The organism is Bacteroidia bacterium, from assembly GCA_020852255.1.
GTDB lineage: Bacteria > Bacteroidota > Bacteroidia > JADZBD01 > JADZBD01 > JADZBD01.
Genome location: JADZBD010000015.1, coordinates 60,496 through 78,240 on the forward strand (window position 1 = coordinate 60,496; position 17,745 = coordinate 78,240).

The 17,745-nt window shown below is 46.1% G+C and carries 17 protein-coding genes; 2 read left to right on the forward strand and 15 right to left on the reverse strand.

The window, feature by feature from the left end; translation table 11 throughout:
- Positions 1–23 precede the first annotated feature (23 nt).
- A complete protein-coding gene (locus tag IT233_07985; GenBank protein ID MCC7302565.1) occupies positions 24–1,040 on the reverse strand; it encodes a hypothetical protein in 1,017 nt (338 codons plus the stop codon).
- Complete coding sequence (locus tag IT233_07990) at positions 1,037–1,522, reverse strand: RNA polymerase sigma factor (protein MCC7302566.1); 486 nt, start codon at positions 1,520–1,522, stop codon at positions 1,037–1,039. Before IT233_07990 ends, IT233_07985 begins: the two co-directional genes overlap by 4 nt.
- 299 nt (positions 1,523–1,821) lie before the next feature.
- On the opposite strand from IT233_07990, the gene IT233_07995 reads away from it, so the two are divergent.
- Entirely contained in the window at positions 1,822–3,237 is a 1,416-nt protein-coding gene (locus IT233_07995; protein ID MCC7302567.1) for a T9SS type A sorting domain-containing protein, read from the forward strand.
- 4 nt (positions 3,238–3,241) lie between these two features.
- On the opposite strand, the gene polA is transcribed toward IT233_07995, so the two are convergent.
- The 13 genes from polA to IT233_08060 all read right to left on the reverse strand — a co-directional run bounded on the left by polA (position 3,242) and on the right by IT233_08060 (position 16,675).
- A complete protein-coding gene (gene polA / locus IT233_08000; protein MCC7302568.1) occupies positions 3,242–6,061 on the reverse strand; it encodes a DNA polymerase I in 2,820 nt (939 codons plus the stop codon).
- A complete protein-coding gene (locus tag IT233_08005; GenBank protein ID MCC7302569.1) occupies positions 6,058–7,029 on the reverse strand; it encodes a M28 family peptidase in 972 nt (323 codons plus the stop codon). Before IT233_08005 ends, polA begins: the two co-directional genes overlap by 4 nt.
- Complete coding sequence (locus IT233_08010) at positions 7,011–8,483, reverse strand: cysteine--tRNA ligase (GenBank protein ID MCC7302570.1); 1,473 nt, start codon at positions 8,481–8,483, stop codon at positions 7,011–7,013. The genes IT233_08005 and IT233_08010 overlap by 19 nt, the downstream gene beginning before the upstream one ends.
- Before the next feature lie 73 nt (positions 8,484–8,556).
- A complete protein-coding gene (locus IT233_08015) occupies positions 8,557–9,438 on the reverse strand; it encodes a toxin-antitoxin system YwqK family antitoxin (protein ID MCC7302571.1) in 882 nt (293 codons plus the stop codon).
- Positions 9,439–9,765: 327 nt separating this feature from the next.
- On the reverse strand, positions 9,766–10,320 hold the full coding sequence (locus tag IT233_08020; protein ID MCC7302572.1) for a UbiX family flavin prenyltransferase: 555 nt from the start codon (positions 10,318–10,320) through the stop codon (positions 9,766–9,768).
- Positions 10,317–10,997, reverse strand: coding sequence for an outer membrane beta-barrel protein (locus IT233_08025; protein ID MCC7302573.1), 681 nt, complete (start codon positions 10,995–10,997; stop codon positions 10,317–10,319). The genes IT233_08020 and IT233_08025 overlap by 4 nt, the downstream gene beginning before the upstream one ends.
- A complete protein-coding gene (frr, locus tag IT233_08030; protein ID MCC7302574.1) occupies positions 10,997–11,554 on the reverse strand; it encodes a ribosome recycling factor in 558 nt (185 codons plus the stop codon). The genes IT233_08025 and frr overlap by 1 nt, the downstream gene beginning before the upstream one ends.
- 10 nt (positions 11,555–11,564) lie before the next feature.
- Positions 11,565–12,272 carry a UMP kinase gene (locus IT233_08035; GenBank protein MCC7302575.1) on the reverse strand — a complete coding sequence of 236 codons (708 nt, stop codon included), beginning with the start codon at positions 12,270–12,272 and terminating at the stop codon, positions 11,565–11,567.
- Positions 12,273–12,356: 84 nt separating this feature from the next.
- Positions 12,357–13,184 carry an elongation factor Ts gene (locus tag IT233_08040; GenBank protein MCC7302576.1) on the reverse strand — a complete coding sequence of 276 codons (828 nt, stop codon included), beginning with the start codon at positions 13,182–13,184 and terminating at the stop codon, positions 12,357–12,359.
- A 19-nt stretch (positions 13,185–13,203) separates the two neighbouring features.
- A complete protein-coding gene (gene rpsB, locus IT233_08045) occupies positions 13,204–14,085 on the reverse strand; it encodes a 30S ribosomal protein S2 (protein ID MCC7302577.1) in 882 nt (293 codons plus the stop codon).
- A gap of 20 nt (positions 14,086–14,105) precedes the next feature.
- Complete coding sequence (rpsI, locus tag IT233_08050) at positions 14,106–14,492, reverse strand: 30S ribosomal protein S9 (GenBank protein ID MCC7302578.1); 387 nt, start codon at positions 14,490–14,492, stop codon at positions 14,106–14,108.
- Positions 14,492–14,962: a 50S ribosomal protein L13 gene (gene rplM, locus IT233_08055; protein ID MCC7302579.1), complete on the reverse strand. Its 471-nt coding sequence runs from the start codon at positions 14,960–14,962 to the stop codon at positions 14,492–14,494. The genes rpsI and rplM overlap by 1 nt, the downstream gene beginning before the upstream one ends.
- A gap of 144 nt (positions 14,963–15,106) precedes the next feature.
- Positions 15,107–16,675, reverse strand: coding sequence for a T9SS type A sorting domain-containing protein (locus tag IT233_08060; GenBank protein ID MCC7302580.1), 1,569 nt, complete (start codon positions 16,673–16,675; stop codon positions 15,107–15,109).
- 185 nt (positions 16,676–16,860) lie between these two features.
- Here IT233_08060 and IT233_08065 point away from each other — a divergent pair, with 185 nt between their 5' ends.
- Positions 16,861–17,697, forward strand: coding sequence for a hypothetical protein (locus tag IT233_08065; GenBank protein MCC7302581.1), 837 nt, complete (start codon positions 16,861–16,863; stop codon positions 17,695–17,697).
- Positions 17,698–17,745 lie beyond the last annotated feature (48 nt).

Genomic DNA, 17,745 nt, shown 5'->3' on the forward strand with positions numbered 1-17,745 from the left:
CGAACAGCTTCTGGAAAATGTTACTAAGGATTTAATTCTTTTTCTATTGTGTATTTACCAAAATCTATCCGATAAGCCAGAAGTTTGCCGTCTTCGGTAGTTTGCTTATTCATCCGGAAAGGTTTTCCCGTTAAGGCGGCAAGTCCCCTTCCGGCCATATCTACGATCTCAAACCAGCGGATCTTCCCGGGTACGCGTTGCTCATCCTCGTTCCGGTAGATCCTATCCTTCACTTTTTCCGTAACCGCATCGCTGAGAGTTACCGCACCGGCATTCTCATCAGGATTATAGTTCACCATTGAACCTTCAGGAGATTCCGTTACCGGTTGTATCCGGATATTTCCGCTGAACATAACTGTATTGATCGTGCGCGGATGTATTTCCATCATTGAGGCATAACGGGGTTCCTTTTGCGGGGAAGAATGGATCACCGGGGAGTAAATGGGTGCAGTTACAGGTACGGTAAGTACACTTTCAGGATTCTGAACCGTTCCGGAATTATTATATGACAGCAAAGGAAACTTCTCATGTGAGGAAGAACGCAGTGCAATTCCTTTCCCGGAATCATCTCCGCGGAATAAAAGCATGGTGGCAACCAGCAGCACGGACGCGGCAGCAGCGATACGGTAGTAAAGCGGACGGATGACCGGTTCTGATCGCCGGTAGAGACTGCCTTTAGCGGGGAACGCAATTTCTTCAGCGGGCAATTTCGTCTTTATATACATTGCCAGATCTTTCCTGAAATCCGGAGCGCTGTTCTCCTCGATTAGCCGGCGGTCGGATGCGGAGAGTGTTTCTTCAACATAAGCAATCAACATTCCGTCGCGGTTCTCAGCGGTAATTTCCTTTTTCAATGATTTTTTATCGCCGAAACCAGGTGCTTCCTTCTCCAGTGTTACCGGTTCAAACTGTTCCAATTCATCGCGAAGATCCGGATGCAACAGCAGAAACACCCTGAGTTCCTGCTCTGCCTCCGCACTTAGCCGCCCCTCGATGTGATCGATGAACCAGGCTTCGTAGTTTTCTCTCGTAATCTTCATACCAGGTTTTCGATCTTACCTAACATTTCTTTAAGCGCTTTCCGCGCACGAAAAATATACACCTTCACCTGTTGCTCACTTAAGGACATGATCTGGCCAATTTCCGTATAGCTGTAACCTTCATAGTCGCGCAACATAACCACGGACCGTTGCACTTCGGGTAAACGTTGAAGCGCGGCATTCAGTACTTGTTTCAGATCTGAATACTGCCCCTGGTGAGCGCTTTCCGGCAGTTCCGCCTCCTCCATAAATTCCAGCTTCTTATCTCTCCTGATCGCGTCTATCATCGTTCTGTATGCCGTGGTAAACATTAACGATTTGGCATTTGTTGCGGGAACTTCCGAAACTTTTTGCCAGAGCTTTTCATACGTATCCTGCACAATATCCTTCGCCTTTTCCTCATCCCGGATATTTTTCAGAATGAAGCGATACAAGCCATCGGCATGCTGATCAACACATTCATTGAATTCCCGGACTGTCATTCGTGCAAAGGTAGGACGAACAAGGGTGGGAGAATGTTACTGCTAAACTCTTTCATAATGATTCAATTATCATAACTCATTGATTTTCTGACATTTTCATTGGCCCAGGGTTAGCAACTTCCAAAATTGAATTCCGTCTAATGTATGTGAGAATCCTCTTCCTGTTAACTTTTTTTGCTGGTGGTTTCCCAAGCTTTAGTCAAGGTTGGATAAAGACTTATCCCAATCCGGATAATTATCTTATCAACAGAACAGCTTATGATATTTTAGAACATTCTGACGGGAGTTTATATTTTACCATGAGCAAAACCGATACGCTCGGAGATGGCGGAATTCTCAAACTAGATTCCGACGGAAATGCCCTCTGGGCAAAGGCTTATTATTTCTACGCGGGACTTTACCCAAGTGTCATTGAACTTCCGGATAGCAGCATTGCATTTTGCGGTTATTTGGGTGCGGGACCGAGTTCTGGCGCGGGTCAGTCGGGATATTACAGAATCGATTCCATGGGAGTGGTTCTAGGAACCTCGGCTTTTTCAGATTTTTCACCGAACAACCAGTCTGCCAATCAGATCTATTGCTCCAAATTAGATAGCTCTATCTATGTTGTTTTTACACGTAGAATTTCCAAGTATTCGAAATCAGGTACCTTCATCCGCGCCTTTGATCTGGCTCCCCAGAACAATCTTTATAATCTTTCTTTGTCGGAGGTGGTGGAAGATTCAACCGGATCCCTGTACTTCTGTGGCACATTGCTTTCGAATCAATCCTTTGCAACAAAGGATGGTATTGTGTTAAAATCAGACACTCTATTTAATTTGCTTTTTTCAAATACATATTCTTTGCCTAATCTTTCCAGCTTTCGAAAAATCCACTTTTCAAATAACAATTTATTTGTTACCGGAACCGAAGATTCCGTAATAAATAATTATGCCCCTTCGATCCGTCCAATAATCATTTGCATGAACCTGAATGGAAACGTGAACTGGGTCAAAGGCATAAATTCAACTTATTGGGCATCTGAATCAAACTCGTTGATCTCCACTGGAAACAAGATCCGGGTACTTACAACGGATTATATTCCTACTTCCTGTAATGCCTGGAATACGGATATATCTGTTGTTGCCCTTGACTTTTCAGGAAATGTTCTATCCTCATTCTCATTTGGAGACTGCAACGAAAACACCGGGGGTGCCTTTGAGGAGCTTCGGGATGGTTCGCTTGTGATCGGTACATGCTCCAATAACAATTTCACCTGGTCCTCTCAAGTGGTATTTATAAAAACAGATAGCACGGGATCCTCACCCTGTTTCTCCATTCCAACTCAACCTCACTGGACCTCTCCCCGGCCTGTTACAGTCTCACCTTTCTCCATTCAGTTTACTTCCAATGTACCGGGCCCGTTCTGGTATTTGGTTGACTCCTCTTACCTCTCTACGGGCAATTGGTGCCCGACAGACGGAATTACAGAAAACCACCTGGATCTACACCTGAATGTGTATCCCAATCCGGCATCCCATGAAATCAATATCATTCCCAGCGAGAGATTCTACTTCCTAAGTATTTACAATGGCTTTGGTCAATGTGTAAAAGAAATGTCTGTTGAATATACGGGTGATATACACATTCACATAGAGGATTTAGCCCCTGGAATGTACTCTGTCAGAGCCGTTGCAAAGCAAAGGGCGTTTACATCACGATTTATTAAAGAATAGAAGATCAGTGCGCTGCTAACCAGTTCTCTCCGGTTCCCATTTCTACTAAAACAGGAACTTTGAGTTGGATGGCTCCTTCCATGAGAGACTTCACCACCGGTTGGATCTTCTCCACTTCGGTCTTGTGCACATCAAAAACCAATTCATCATGCACCTGGAGGATGAGGCGCGACTTGAATTTCTTTTCATTCAAAACGTTATGCAGGTTGATCATGGCGATCTTGATCATGTCTGCCGCTGAACCCTGGATGGGCGCGTTGATCGCATTGCGCTCGGCGAACCCACGTACGGTGGCATTCCCTGAATTGATGTCCGGCAAGTATCTTCTGCGCCCGAGAATCGTTTCTACAAAGCCCTTCTTTTTTGCATTCACAATACATTCATCCATATACTCTTTGATGCGACTATACTGCTGAAAGTAATTGTCAATGATCTCCTTGGATTCCGTGCGGGAAATATTGAGACGTTCCGCTAATCCGAATGCCGAGATCCCGTAAATAATACCAAAGTTTACCATTTTTGACCTGCGTCGCATCTCTGAACTTACATCTTCAGGTTTTACATGAAATACTTTGGCGGCGGTGGCTGTGTGAATATCCATTCCCTCCTGAAATGCCTGGATCATTCCCTCATCCCCGCTCATGTGCGCCATTACCCTCAATTCGATCTGGGAATAGTCGGCTGACAACAACACATGATCATTGTCGCGAGGCACGAATGCCTTGCGTATCTCTCTCCCGCGTTCTGTGCGGATGGGAATATTCTGAAGGTTTGGGTTATCTGAACTTAAGCGACCCGTAACAGCTACTACCTGGTTGAAAGTGGTGTGGATTCTTCCTGTTTTAGGATTCACCATTTCCGGAAGTGCGTCAACATAGGTATTCTTCAACTTTAATAATTCCCGGTAGGTAAGAATCTGATCTATTACTTCATGCTTACTGCGTAACTTCTCCAGAATATCCTCTCCTGTGGCGTATTGTCCTGTCTTGGTTTTCTTCGCATTCTCAACCAACCGTAGTTTTTCAAAAAGCACTTCGCCAACCTGTTTGGGAGAAGAGATGTTGAATTTCAGACCGGCCGCTTTGTAAATATCCGCCTCTACTTTTTCTATATCCTTCCCCAGTTCCGCACTGTATTCCCTTAACACCTCAGCATCTACTTTAATTCCTTCACCTTCCATAGCAGATAACACAGAGATCAAGGGTGTTTCCACTTTTTCAAGGAGTGCCCCGGTAGTGTTTTCTTTCAACAAGGGTTCAAAGACATGCTTCAACTGAAATGTGATATCCGCATCTTCTGAAGCATACTCTTTCACTTGTTCAACAGGTACATCCCTCATGGAAAGCTGCCCCTTACCCTTTTTTCCGATTAATGCTTCAATGGAAACCGGTGTATATTTCAAATAAGTCTCAGCCAGGAGATCCATCCCGTGTCGCATATCCGGACGGAGAAGATAATGTGCCAACATGGTATCAAACAACCTGTTTTTTATGGACATTCCGTATAACCGGAGTACAGCCAGATCAAATTTTATATTCTGTCCGACCATCTCTTTGCTTTCATCTTCAAAGATCTCCTTAAACCTGTGTACCTGTTCCCTGGCTTTCTTCTGATCAGTACTTACCGGCATGTACCATCCTTCATGGGCTTTCACGGAAAATGCCAATCCCACCAGTTCCATAACAGAGAAATCCAGACCGGTTGTTTCAGTGTCAAAACAATAGGTATTTGCTTTTTTCAACACACGAATGAGTTCAGCAATCTTTTCCTCGGAATCCGCCAAATGATACTGGTGCTTTACATCAGTAATGGTTTGCAATTGATCATTGGGAACTGCCTCTACGGTACCCGGAGCAGAAACACTGCTTTCTTTGCTCTTAGTAACACTGTTCTCAATTGGGTTTCCGAAGAGATCTACAGGAACCTGAGTGGATTCCGTTCCGTAGAATTCACTTCCCAGCACTTTCTGAGCAAGATTTCTGAACTCCAGTTCGGAAAACACCTCCTTCAATTTCTCCTTGTCAGGAGGATCAAGTTTTAATGCATGCTCATCAAAATGCACCGGTACATTTGTAACTATGGTAGCCAATCGTCTTGACTGCAGAGCCAACTCCTTGTTGTTCTCTACTTTCTCTTTTAACTTCCCTTTGAGTTTATCCGTATTCTGATAAAGTCCATCAATGGTATCAAAATCTTTGATCAGACTCATCGCCGTTTTCTCCCCCACGCCGGGAACTCCGGGAATATTATCCACCGAATCGCCCATCAATCCCAGTATCTCTATTACCTGATCCACTCTCTTAATGTTCCAGCGTTCACAAACTTCCCGGGGCCCGAGTACTTCCGGGCCACCACCTCCGCGGGGAGGTTTGTAAATAAAAATATTGTCTGACACCAATTGTCCGTAATCCTTATCCGGTGTCATCATAAAAGTCTTAAATCCCGCTCTTTCGGCTTCTTTCGCGAGTGTTCCAATGACATCATCCGCTTCAAAGCCATCCACTCCGATGACCGGAATATTAAATCCTTCAATTACTTTTATCACCCAGGGAATAGCCAGTTCAATATCCTCCGGGATTTCCTCACGCTGGGCTTTATAAGCTTTGAATTCCTCGTGGCGGAAGGTAGGAGCGGCCGTATCAAAAACCACCGCAAGGTGTGAAGGCTTTTCCCGGCGGATAACATCCAATAAGGTGTTGGTAAATCCGAAAATAGCCGAAGTATTCAATCCTTTTGAATTCACCCGGTGGTTCTGGGAAAATGCAAAATAAGCCCTATAGATCAGGGCGAAGGCATCCAGCAAAAAAAGTTTCTTTTCGCTCATGGCTTTTCAGCATACACCACCTCAAGGACAGTTTGGCCAACCGCTTTTAATGTATTTTTATCAATAATAGCCAGGTTATCGGAATGCCGGTGGTGAAAAGGGCCGAAGTCGCCGGTGTTGGGGTCCATATGTATAATATCGATACAGGGAATACCGGCGATATTGTTTACATGTACATGATCATCGGTAATGGCTTGTAATTCGTTCCAGAGGAAATACTCCCCGTATCCCAGCTGGTGTCCGGTTTCCCATACCTTGTGAACCACGTTTGACGCCATTTGCATGGAATATCCTTCCACAGGAAATACGGCATTTTTTGCCCCCACCATATCAAGCAGGATTCCATAGGCGGCCGTATAACCGGGGCTGTGCGGGTACTTCGCCCAGTATTCAGAACCCAGGCAGTATTCTGTTCCATAATCCTCCATGTCAAAAAAAAGGATATCGATTCCCACCTGTGCTGGTGTTTTCCCCAGTTGCCTTGCAATTTCCAGCAATACACCCACCCCGCTTCCTCCATCATTCGCGCCATCAATCGGCTTCTCTTTATTCATGGTGTCGCGGTCAGCCATGGGTCGGGTATCCCAGTGTGCAGCCAGCAGAATTCTCTTCTTTTTTTCAGGAGAAAACGAAGCCACAATATTTTTTAGTTGGATGTTTTTTCCATTGTATGCGGTAACAGTTCCCGTATGAACCTTTACCACCGCGCCAAAAGCAGCCAGCTGTTTCTGGAGCCATGCCGCACATTTCTCATGAGAAATGGTGAGTGGTACTCTGGGACCAAAATCAACCTGCTGCTGAATATATCTGTACGCCGAGTCTTCATTGAAGGGAGGTGCCACAGCTACATATGGAACAGGATCCGGATGCTTAGGATCCGGAGTTACCGGATCTGTTTCCGGGCCGCAGGCACTGAGAAGAAGTACGATGCCAAGAAGAAAAACACTCCTCACTTGTTGATTTCCCATTCGGCCTTATCCTTAGAATCCTTAATGGCAATGCCCACCGCTGCCAGTGCGTCTCTGATCTTATCTGAGGTAGAGAAATCCTTTTTAGTTCTGGCTTCCGCACGGATTGACAGAATAAGTTCCATGAGGCCGGACACAACCTGTTGTCCTGACCCGGGTAACACGTCATCTTTGAGACCAAAAATTCCGAAAATAAAATCCTGGTATAGCTTTTTAAGCATGGCAAGATCTCCGTCACTGACTGTTTCCTTCCCATCCTTTACTCCGTTAATGCTTCGAACCCCTTCAAACAAAGCAGCCATAGCAACCGGGGTATTAAAATCGTCGTTCATGGCCGAATACGCCGTTTCGCGGATCTCCTGTGCATTAAAACTTGATTGAGGTGCCGGTTTCAGCGAATCCAGCGTTTTCACTGCATTCAGTAAACGTTCAAATCCTTTTTCAGAAGCCTGCAGTGCCGTGTTGGAAAAGTCGAGGGTGCTCCTGTAGTGCGTTTGCATCATGAAAAAACGGACCGCCATCGGCGAATAGGCTTTTTCCAGGAGCGGGTGAGATCCGGAGAATAATTCTTCCGGAAGAAAACCGTTTCCAGCAGATTTTGACATGCGCACACCGTTTACGGTAAGCATGTTGGTGTGCATCCAGTAGTTCACCGGTCTTTTATGAGCGCAAGCCATACTTTGCGCTATTTCATTGGTATGATGAGTGGCGATCAAATCCATTCCACCACCGTGGATATCGAATACCTCACCGAGGTATTTTGTACTCATGGCGGAGCATTCAATATGCCAGCCCGGAAATCCCCATCCCCAGGGAGAAGGCCAGCGCATGAGATGTTCCGGTTTGGCGCTGATCCAGAGCGCGAAATCCAACCGCCCCTTTTTCTCGTCCTGTCCTCCGAGCTCACGGGTGCCTTCCAGGAGATCTTCCAGTTTCCTGTTAGACAATTCGCCGTACGGATGTTTCTGCGCATATTTTTCCACATCAAAATAAACGGTTCCGTTCCGCTCATAGGCAAGTCCCTCGGCCAGTATCTTTTTTACCATTTCAATTTGCTCGGAGATATGACCGGTGGCGGTGGGTTCAATCGAAGGAGGCAGGCAATTAAATGCACGCATCACATCCCTGAATCCCAGAGTATATTTCTGAACGATCTCCATTGGTTCAAGTTGTTCCAGTTTTGCACGACGTGCAAATTTATCTTCGCCCTCATCGCGGTCTCCTTCCAGGTGTCCTGCATCGGTGATATTACGCACATAGCGAACTTTGAACCCGCAATGAAGAAGGTAGCGGTAAATCGTATCGAAGGAAATAAACGTTCTGCAGTTCCCCAGATGAACATCGCTGTAAACAGTAGGGCCGCAGACATAAAGCCCCACCAGCGGAGGGTGAAGCGGCTGAAACGCTTCCTTTTTTCTGGAAAGCGTGTTATAAATAAGCAGTTTAGGCTCCATGAATGAGCCTTAAAGTTAAACAAAAACCCCGGTCTTTCCGGCCGGGGTCAGTAGGGGTATTTAGCAGCAGTGCTTACTTTTCCTCGATGGGAGCATCTCCAACGTAGAGGCCATCTTTGTACACTGCGATCTGAACCAGGATTCCATCCTTACTGTAAACATAATCCTTTCCGTTGATCAGCTTATAGTTTTTAAATGTTCCGTCCTTGGAAAGCTGTTTGTTCAGGTTATACAGCTTATAGTATCCGTTTCCGTCGAAGATCTTGAGATCAGCCCTGTTGGGGGCATCTTTCTTGGGATCAACTTTCGGGGCAGGAGGCGCATCCTTCGGAGTATCGGGAGTATTGTCCACGATCTGCGTTTGAGGCATAAAGGTCTCCGTTTTGGTAGGGTCTATGGCTCCGTCGTTAAAACTTTTCTTGGATTTGAGATCTCCGTTCTCGTAATGCTCTTCCCACACTCCGGCTTCCTTTCCGTCCTTCATTTCCCCGCTCATCAACACCTCCCCATTTTCATGATAGTAGGTTTGCTTTCCCTCGCGTTTCCCGGCGTTGTTATACTTGAATTCATACGACAACTGCCCGTTGGGATGGAAGTATTTATAATCTCCTGTCCAGCGGTTATTCTCCCAGTTTCCTTCCTCCATCACTTTGCCATCCTCATAATATACCTTCGCGTATCCTTTCGCACGGTTGTTGTCAAAAGTGATCTCCGATTTTTTATTTCCGTTCGGGAAATAAGAAACCCAGATGCCTGTTTTCCTGTTGTCTTTGTAATCCCCTTCCTCCACTTTAGCGGTAGGCGGGAAGTTTGGCAGCTTTTTAACCTCGTTAGTGTACACCCAGTGACCCTGTTTCCAGCCGGTAGCGGGATCCGTATAATTGGTCCCGTTCTGGTCGCCTGCAAATGCGGCTAAACAAACTGCAAAAAAGCCGGTGAGTAAGGATGTTTTCATTCTATGAACGTAAAGTTATCTCTTTTATACTTATGCCGAATAAAAAGGTTCCGGTTTGGTTTCATCAATTAGACCAAGCGTAACTAAAATTCGACTAAACAAAGAAATTTAAAAACGAGGGGCGCCAGCGCAAAAACCAGTGTTTACGCGGTCTTCACAAATTCTTAATGCTCCCACTAAACAAAATTCATGTTCTGGGTCAGAACTGATATAGTTCAGTTTGTAGTAAAATTATATTATTGATTATCAGAGCATTGTAACACAGCCCAGAAAATGATACGAAAAAATACTCTTTACTGTTTAGGAATAGTTTAGGAAATTCTCTCTTTAATCCCCCCACTTATAGCCCCCTTGCTCCATACCTAAAAGACTGAAAATGCGTGATATAACTGTCATTCCAAGTTCATCAAATGTACCCGGACCCGAGTAAAAGGAAGGACTGGCCGGGCAGATGATTCCACCACTCAGCGTTACGGTTTCCATGTTCCTTATATGAATCAGATTGTAGGGAGTTTCTCTGGGTACAAGGATGAGTTTTTTTCTCTCCTTGAGCATTACATCTGCGGCACGTGTGATAAGGTCATCGGAGACTCCGGATGCGATTCGCCCCAGTGTTCCCATAGAACAAGGGCACACGATCAGTGCATGATAACCGGCGGAGCCGGACGCGAACGGTGCAGAGAAATCTGTTTTTGAAAAAACCCGGAAAGGTATCTTCTCATAATCTCTGTTATTGAGTTCATGTTCCCAAACGGTTCGGGCATTGGCGGAAAAAACAACATCCACTGCAGCGAAACTCTTTTTCCTTTTGAGGAGTTCACCGAAAAGTAGTTTTGCATAAATGGCACCACTGGCGCCGGTAACAGCCACAACGAGCTTCATGGAGTATCCTTTTTCTTTCCAAAAGTGTAACGAATCCGGAGGCAGAGTGTGTTGTTGTACTCTCCCCTGTTGAAGTAATGTACGGCACCCGAAGCGTGCGGACGAACGGGCAGGATGGAATAACCATAACGCAAGGCAACCTCCCATGATTCAAGCCACTTCCATCCTGCGCCTGCAAAGAAGCTTACATCGGTGGCGCCGAAAGGGCGTTGTCCGGTAATATCCACTTCATTGAGTATTTCCTTTTCACGCACCAGAAAGCCGATGCTCACACCGGCTTCTGCCAGGATCATCTTTTGTTCCCACCGGAGAAACAGGGGGATTTCAGCATAATCGAGAGAAAGTGCGTACTGTGTAAAATCACCCTTTGCGGGCACTGGATATTTCCGGGCTCCTTTTTGAAAATAGAGAATCTCAAATCCTGTTTTCCATCGGGCATTGAGATCAAGGCATGTGAAAAAACCCCCGGTAAATCCAAGTTTATTGTAACCGGCATGCGAATCGCCATCGTACTGAGTGGCCGTGATTCCCGCAATCACACCGGAGGAAAATTTAACTTGCGAAGAGGCACCGTAAAAATTCAGCAGGGAAAAAAACAACAAAAAAGATCTGACAGAACCCGCGCGCAACCGGCGGTACAGGCCGGCAGGATAAAATACAACAGCGCTGCGTGCCATCACACGGTCATGATCTCCTTCTCTTTTACTTCCAGGTGTTTGTCCACTCTCCCGGAGAACTGGTCAATCATTTCCTGGATCTTTGTCTCCGCTGTTTTCTTTTCGTCTTCCGGCAGTTTATTCAGTTGCTTTATCTCTTCCAGGGCTTCCTTTCTTGCTGTTCGAAGGGAAACTTTGGCATTTTCACCTTCTGCTTTTGCTTTTTTCACAAGATCCTTTCTGCGTTCCTCCGTCAACGGGGGAACGGAGATGATCACCATTGTACCGTTATTGGTGGGATTAAACCCAAGATTCGCTGCCTGTATGGCTTTCATGATAGGATCAATCATGGCCTTTTCCCAGGGTTGTACCGCCAGGGTACGGGCATCTGGAGTATTTACGTTGCTCACCTGGTTAAGGGGGGTGCGTACACCGTAGTAATCCACAAATACGCCATCGAGCATGGAAGGGTTCGCTTTGCCTGCCCTCACTTTCACCAGCTCGGTTTCAAGGTGTACCACTGAGGCGCTCATCTGCTCCTTCATGGCATCCAGAATAAATTGAACGTCCTCTGACATCTTATCAGGTTTAAAATTCAACCAATGTTCCCACCTTTTCGCCGGCCAGCACCTTCCGCAGGTTGCCGGGTTTGTTCATATCGAACACAATGATGGGAAGTTTATTCTCATTGCAAAGCGTAAAGGCAGTCATATCCATTACTTCGAGTCCTTTTTCAAACACTTCGCTGAATGTGATGGTATCGTATTTCTTAGCTTCTTTATTTTTTTCCGGATCGGCAGTATAGATTCCATCTACACGTGTACCTTTCAGCACTACATTCGCTTCGATCTCTATAGCGCGCAGGGTCGCTGCGGTATCGGTGGTGAAATAGGGATTTCCGGTGCCTGCACCGAAGATAACGACTCTTCCCTTTTCGAGGTGGCGTACGGCTTTTCTCCTGATAAAGGGCTCGCAGATCTGATCCATGGCGATGGCGCTTTGCAAGCGGGTTTCTACTCCCAGTTTTTCCAGAGCGCTTTGAAGAGCCATGGAATTGATCACGGTGGCCAGCATGCCCATGTAATCCCCCTGCACACGGTCCATCCCACCTTCGCTGGCCTGAATACCACGGAAAATATTTCCTCCGCCGATCACTACTGCCAGCTGAGTACCGGTGGCGGCTACATCCCTGATTTCCTTCGCATACCGGGAAAGTCGTTCGTGATCAATCCCGAACTGTTTATCACCCATGAGGGCTTCTCCGGAAAGCTTAAGCAATATCCTGTTGTATTTCATAGAGGGGTTTTCAAAGTTAAACAATCCTTTCTATCGGGCACCGGTCAAAAAAAATCCCGACCTGCGGGGCCGGGATCAGGGTATTTAACCCAATGCTATTCTTCGGAAGCCGGTGACTTTGAGCTCGGCATCGCTTTCTTTCAGATATTGTGAGATCGTTTTCTTGTTATCCTTGATGAACTCCTGATTGAGCAGTGTTGATTCCTTGTAGAATTTCTCAATCTTTCCTTTGGCGATCATATCGATCTTTTCGGCAGGTTTTCCTTCGTTGCGAAGTTGCTCTTTTGCGATTTCAATTTCTTTTTCCAGCATGGAAGGATCTACATCGCCACGATCAACTGCCACAGGTGCCATAGCCGCTACCTGCATTGCCACATCCCTGGCCACATCCTCTTTGGAATCCTTATTGAAACCCACAATGGTGGCGAGTTTATTTCCGGGGTGATTATAGGCCACTACTTTTCCCGCTTCAATGGCTTCGAACTTACTTAATTCGATCTTCTCTCCGATCTTTCCCACCTGCTCGGTAATTTTATCGGCGATGGTAAGTCCGTTTCCGGCGAAAGAAAGCGCCAGCAGTTCCTCTTTCGTGGCAGGCTTCTTATCCAGAGCAATACCCGCGATGGTTTCTGCCACGCCGCGAAACTCGTCGTTCTTGGCCACGAAATCGGTTTCGCAATTCAGTACAATAAGAATACCGCGCTTGTTATCGCCTGACGTTTTAGCCAGTACCACACCTTCTTTGGCATCCCGGTCGCTGCGGTTAGCAGCCACCTTCTGACCCTTCTTGCGAAGGAATTCAATTGCTTTATCAAAATCTCCTCCCGATTCCGCGAGGGCTTTCTTGCAATCCATCATGCCCGCACCGGTGATCTGACGAAGCTTATTTACATCTGCTGCAGTAATTGACATAAGTGAAACGTATTGAAAATTACTTTTTAACAGGAGGAGGTGTAGGGGTCGATTTTTTCGCAATGAGTTGCTTGGTGGTTTTGCGCTTTTCTTTTTTACTTCCTTCATGCGCTTCATCCACTTCCGCCTCGATCAGTTCGATCTTCTTGGCGATTTTGCTATCGGAATCCTCTCCACCCGCTTCTTTCTCCTCGGCTTCCTTATCCTTGTCGATCTTACGCTCAGAAAGTCCATCCGCGATAGCCCCGGTAATAAAAGAAACGATGTACTCAATAGAAGAAGAAGCATCGTCGTTTGCCGGGATGGGGAAATCCACCAGGTTCGGATCGGAGTTTGTATCCACGATGGCGAAAGTAGGGATGTTGAGTTTTCTTGCCTCCGCGATCGCAATGTGTTCCTTCACGATATCCACCACAAACATGGCAGCCGGAAGGCGAGTAAGGTCGGCGATGGATCCAAATTGGGTCTCCAGCTTCGCACGTTGCCGTGCGATAGAAAGACGTTCCTTCTTGGAAATATTCGCATAAGTACCGTCTGTGTTCATTTTATCAATAGCAGCCATTTTCCGGATACTCTTACGGATTGTAGCGAAATTGGTAAGCATACCGCCGGGCCAGCGCTCGGTCACATAAGGCATATTGATATTCTTCACTTTTTTGGCGACAATATTGCGTGCCTGTTTTTTAGTAGCAACGAAGAGGACTTTCTTTCCGCTGCGTGCGATCTGCTTCAAAGCGGCCCCGGCCTCATCGAGTTTGGCAACGGTCTTGTGAAGATCGATCAGGTGAATCCCGTTCTTTTCGGCGAAAATATAGGGCGCCATGGCAGGATTCCATTTTCTGCGCAGGTGTCCGAAGTGTGCGCCTGCTTCAAGCAGCATTTCAAAATTGGCTTTTGACATTCGTATCGGGTGTTGTAGGATTAACGTTTGCTGAACTGGAATCTCTTACGGGCTTTCTTCTGACCGGGCTTCTTTCTCTCTACCATTCTGGAATCGCGGGTCATGAAACCTTCTTTACGCAATTTTGGCTTGCATTCTGCATCAATTTCCACCAGTGCGCGGGCAATGCCCAAACGAATGGCCTCGGCCTGGCCGTTGATGCCTCCGCCGTTCACATTGATAGTGACATCGTATTTATCTGCCACCCCGATGGCATTCAGTGGCTGATTCACTTTGAATTGCAGCAGAGCCGATGGAAAATAATCCTTCAGTTCTTTTCCGTTCACAACCACTTTGCCCTTCCCCTTTTTGAGGTAGACACGGGCAATGGCCGTTTTTCTTCTTCCGAGTTTATTGGTGGTTTCCATCAGATCTTATTGTGAGCGATGATTTTTGAAAGGTCGAGTTTTTTGGGAGCCTGGGCCTCGTGCGGGTGGGCGGTTCCGGAGTACACATGCAGATTGCGGAAGAGATCATTTCCCAGCTTGTTCTTGGGAAGCATCTTCTTCACTGCCCGTTCAATGATGAACTCGGGGCGCTTGGCCAGCATTTCCTTTGGTGTTGCAAAACGCTGTCCGCCCGGGTAATCTGTATGACGTACATATTGCTTTTCCACCACCTTGTTTCCGGTGAATTTTACTTTTTCAGCATTGATCACTACCACATGGTCTCCGCAATTGGTATTGGGAGTGTAGTAGGTCTTGTTCTTTCCTTTCACAAGGTAGGCGATCTTGCTGCAGAGACGGCCCACCGGCTGATCCTCCGCGTCTACCAGGACCCAGTTTTGCTTAACGGCAGCCCTGTTGGCGAAAACCGTTTTGTAGCTTGGTGTATTCACTTTATTATCAATTAGTTACGACTAGTAATAATACTCTTTCCCTAAAAATGGGTTGCGAAGGTAGTAATTATTGAGATAAGTGCAAATAAAAATTAGCCCTCCGCGGGATGCAGAGGGCTAAATATATGCCGCAGCAGATTTGGGCTAATCCCTTGAGAATGTGAGCACCTGGCCGGAGCTGAGGCGAAGGTGATACAGGCCCGAGGGCAAGGCATCCACCATCAAGCGAAGATGTTCAGTGGGTACATCCCCACTCATGACCTTTCTTCCCATGAGATCCACGACCTGATATTTCAGGCCCGGCTCGAAGGTGGAGCCGAGATCGAGGGCGATATGGCTGGAGGCGGGATTGGGATACAGATTCAAAGAGGAAGACTCAATTGATGCGATACCGGTGTTGGAACAAAAATCGGTTACGGAAACGCCGTTAAGATTTGAAATGCTGGCAGACGAATTAGAAACGGAAACGGTATACTGCCCATATTCATGCACTTGTGAACTCTGAATCGGATTATAATTTGCCATTGTAGACATCAGGGAAATTTCATTCACATCACACCATAAGAAACTCAACCAATCCGAACGGAAAAGTTTGTAGTTAATTCCATTCATGTCAGTTTGGGTATAGCTAAACAGGATATCCGCTGAGTTAATGGAAGCTATCCTCGGACTGGTTAACCAAAAATTAGCTTCAGGAGTTACCTGGACTGTTCTCTGAATGTTTCCATTAACATCCGCAATGGAAAGCAATGCGCCACCTCCCATCAAATAATCTCCCCCTGAGATAACCAGTTCGCCACTGTACGTCTGAAACACATCCCAGAATTTCAGCTCCGTTGAATCCGGCAAGGCGTAGTTCTTTATCCATTGATAATTCCCGGCTGAGTTCAGCTTCAGTATAAAAGCCGATGAATAGGAAACCCAATTATTCATGTCATACATGAAACCTACCACATAGTATCCGCCATCTGACGCCTGGATCACCTTTTTGGAATGAGCATAAAAATCAATCCCTGCGCTGAGAAGGGTTGTCCATTGAACATTCCCTGATCCATCGATCTTTACATAAAAATTGTCTGAGTTGCGTTTCCCGGGGATGAGAGCTCCGCCATCTGAGGTTATACATGGTGAAAAGCTTGGATTTTTGGTTTCATTGGAGTCGGCCGTAAATTCCCGATGCCAGAGAAGGTTTCCATTTTGGTCCATGCGGAGCATAACCATGGCCGAATACGAACTGATGGAAATGGCTATGTCTCCATTCGGAAAATATCCAATGGATGGATTGGCATACAAACTATAAAAAAGATAATTATTCGCTTCAATCTTTTTACTGAAAAGAACGTTCATATTTGCATCCAACCGGGTCCAGTTAAACGAGCCGTCGGTCATCCAGGAAGAGTCTGAAACCATAAAAACATCAATATTTCCCGATGGAGAAACTTCCATTACGGGATCTGACTCAATTCCATTAAAAATAAAAAGTTCATATGCAGTGATGAGTTGACCGCTGGACGAAAGTCTGGAAATCTGTATCGATTGATTCATATTGACAACCGCCATGATCACATCTCCATTGGGCATCACCCCAATTTCATTGCCAACATAAAATGGCGTATTAGCAGAGGAGGGAAAAGTGATCTCTTTTTGGAACGTGATCTGTGCAGAAAGGGTTAACGCGGAGATCGAGAGGAGTGTAAAGAAGAACGCTTTCATGAACGGAGTTTTTGGTAAGGATAAAAATAGATCAATCTCCTGAACGATCCAAGCATTTCTTCCTCAATGTTTAACTAGTCTGATCTTGAAATAGCCCCGTATAGTATTGATTATCTTATAAATACTTAATCGAATCTTTCTTCTCCAGGCTTCGGACATCCTTTTGAGTATACTATATTTGAACCATGAAAACGCTCTTTATAATTGCTCTGTCGGCAGGAATGCTTGCTCAAGCTCAGGATTGTGTGCCAGGAAACGCAACTACTTCAATGATCGCGGACAGCACCCACGTCATCATCCGTGGCATCGGTAAGAACGACCTGCACTATGCCAATAAGAATGAATTATTGGGTGATACTCTGATCGTAAAAGACGGGCTCACGCTGAACCGGGATAAAATCTGTGAGTACAGCGGCACGCTCCGCGACGTTCAGCAAAAGCTTGTTTTCTTTTCCCATGTACAGGTAGAATTATTGAAACAGCAAGTTCAAACCCTTTCAACCGGTTGCCGTAAAGATGCCATTGGAAATGCTAATCTGGAAGAGGGTTCTGAGGTAACTCTTCTCGCCATTCACTCTTCAGATATCTACTCCCTCATAGATCCCGGACTGGTTGGGAAAAAAATGAAAGTGAAAACCTCCCTGAAAAACTTTTCCGATTGCTGGTACGAAGGAACCCTGGAGGATGAATTCAACAACATCTATGTTTTCACTAAGATCCAGGTAAAATCGGAAACAGGGGTTTTCTCCCATCCGATTCCCCTGAAAACAGAATCGAAGGTAACGATAGAGAACGGCAGGTATGAGCAGGACAATATTCCGAAAGCCTTTCCCGTGAAGATCCTGGAGATCGCTTCCTCTGATATCATGTATGAGAAAAAGGGGTTGCTATTGGGAAAAACCGCCAAATCCACGGAGGAATTAAAACATGTGGGCGACGGCTGGTACATGGGTAATATTCAAACTGTGGATGGCGGACAGTACTACTTCTTTAAAGTAAGACTGGGGCCGGTGGGGCGGTAGGCAGTGGGCAGTGGGCAGTGGGCAGTGGGCAGTGGGCAGTGGGGGTGA

Excerpts from the sequence above, each read along its gene's own strand:
- IT233_07990 (MCC7302566.1), bottom strand. The coding sequence starts at position 1,522 with ATGACAGTCCGGGAATTCAATGAATGTGTTGATCAGCATGCCGATGGC.
- rpsB (MCC7302577.1), bottom strand. The coding sequence starts at position 14,085 with ATGTCAAAAGCCAATTTTGAAATGCTGCTTGAAGCAGGCGCACACTTC.
- IT233_08065 (MCC7302581.1), top strand. The coding sequence starts at position 16,861 with ATGAAAACGCTCTTTATAATTGCTCTGTCGGCAGGAATGCTTGCTCAA.
- IT233_08015 (MCC7302571.1), bottom strand. The coding sequence starts at position 9,438 with ATGAAAACATCCTTACTCACCGGCTTTTTTGCAGTTTGTTTAGCCGCA.
- IT233_08010 (MCC7302570.1), bottom strand. The coding sequence starts at position 8,483 with ATGGAGCCTAAACTGCTTATTTATAACACGCTTTCCAGAAAAAAGGAA.
- frr (MCC7302574.1), bottom strand. The coding sequence starts at position 11,554 with ATGTCAGAGGACGTTCAATTTATTCTGGATGCCATGAAGGAGCAGATG.
- IT233_08035 (MCC7302575.1), bottom strand. The coding sequence starts at position 12,272 with ATGAAATACAACAGGATATTGCTTAAGCTTTCCGGAGAAGCCCTCATG.
- polA (MCC7302568.1), bottom strand. The coding sequence starts at position 6,061 with ATGAGCGAAAAGAAACTTTTTTTGCTGGATGCCTTCGCCCTGATCTAT.
- IT233_08005 (MCC7302569.1), bottom strand. The coding sequence starts at position 7,029 with ATGGGAAATCAACAAGTGAGGAGTGTTTTTCTTCTTGGCATCGTACTT.
- IT233_08020 (MCC7302572.1), bottom strand. The coding sequence starts at position 10,320 with ATGAAGCTCGTTGTGGCTGTTACCGGCGCCAGTGGTGCCATTTATGCA.
- IT233_07995 (MCC7302567.1), top strand. The coding sequence starts at position 1,822 with ATGAGCAAAACCGATACGCTCGGAGATGGCGGAATTCTCAAACTAGAT.
- IT233_08060 (MCC7302580.1), bottom strand. The coding sequence starts at position 16,675 with ATGAAAGCGTTCTTCTTTACACTCCTCTCGATCTCCGCGTTAACCCTT.
- rpsI (MCC7302578.1), bottom strand. The coding sequence starts at position 14,492 with ATGGAAACCACCAATAAACTCGGAAGAAGAAAAACGGCCATTGCCCGT.
- IT233_08040 (MCC7302576.1), bottom strand. The coding sequence starts at position 13,184 with ATGTCAATTACTGCAGCAGATGTAAATAAGCTTCGTCAGATCACCGGT.
- IT233_07985 (MCC7302565.1), bottom strand. The coding sequence starts at position 1,040 with ATGAAGATTACGAGAGAAAACTACGAAGCCTGGTTCATCGATCACATC.
- IT233_08025 (MCC7302573.1), bottom strand. The coding sequence starts at position 10,997 with ATGGCACGCAGCGCTGTTGTATTTTATCCTGCCGGCCTGTACCGCCGG.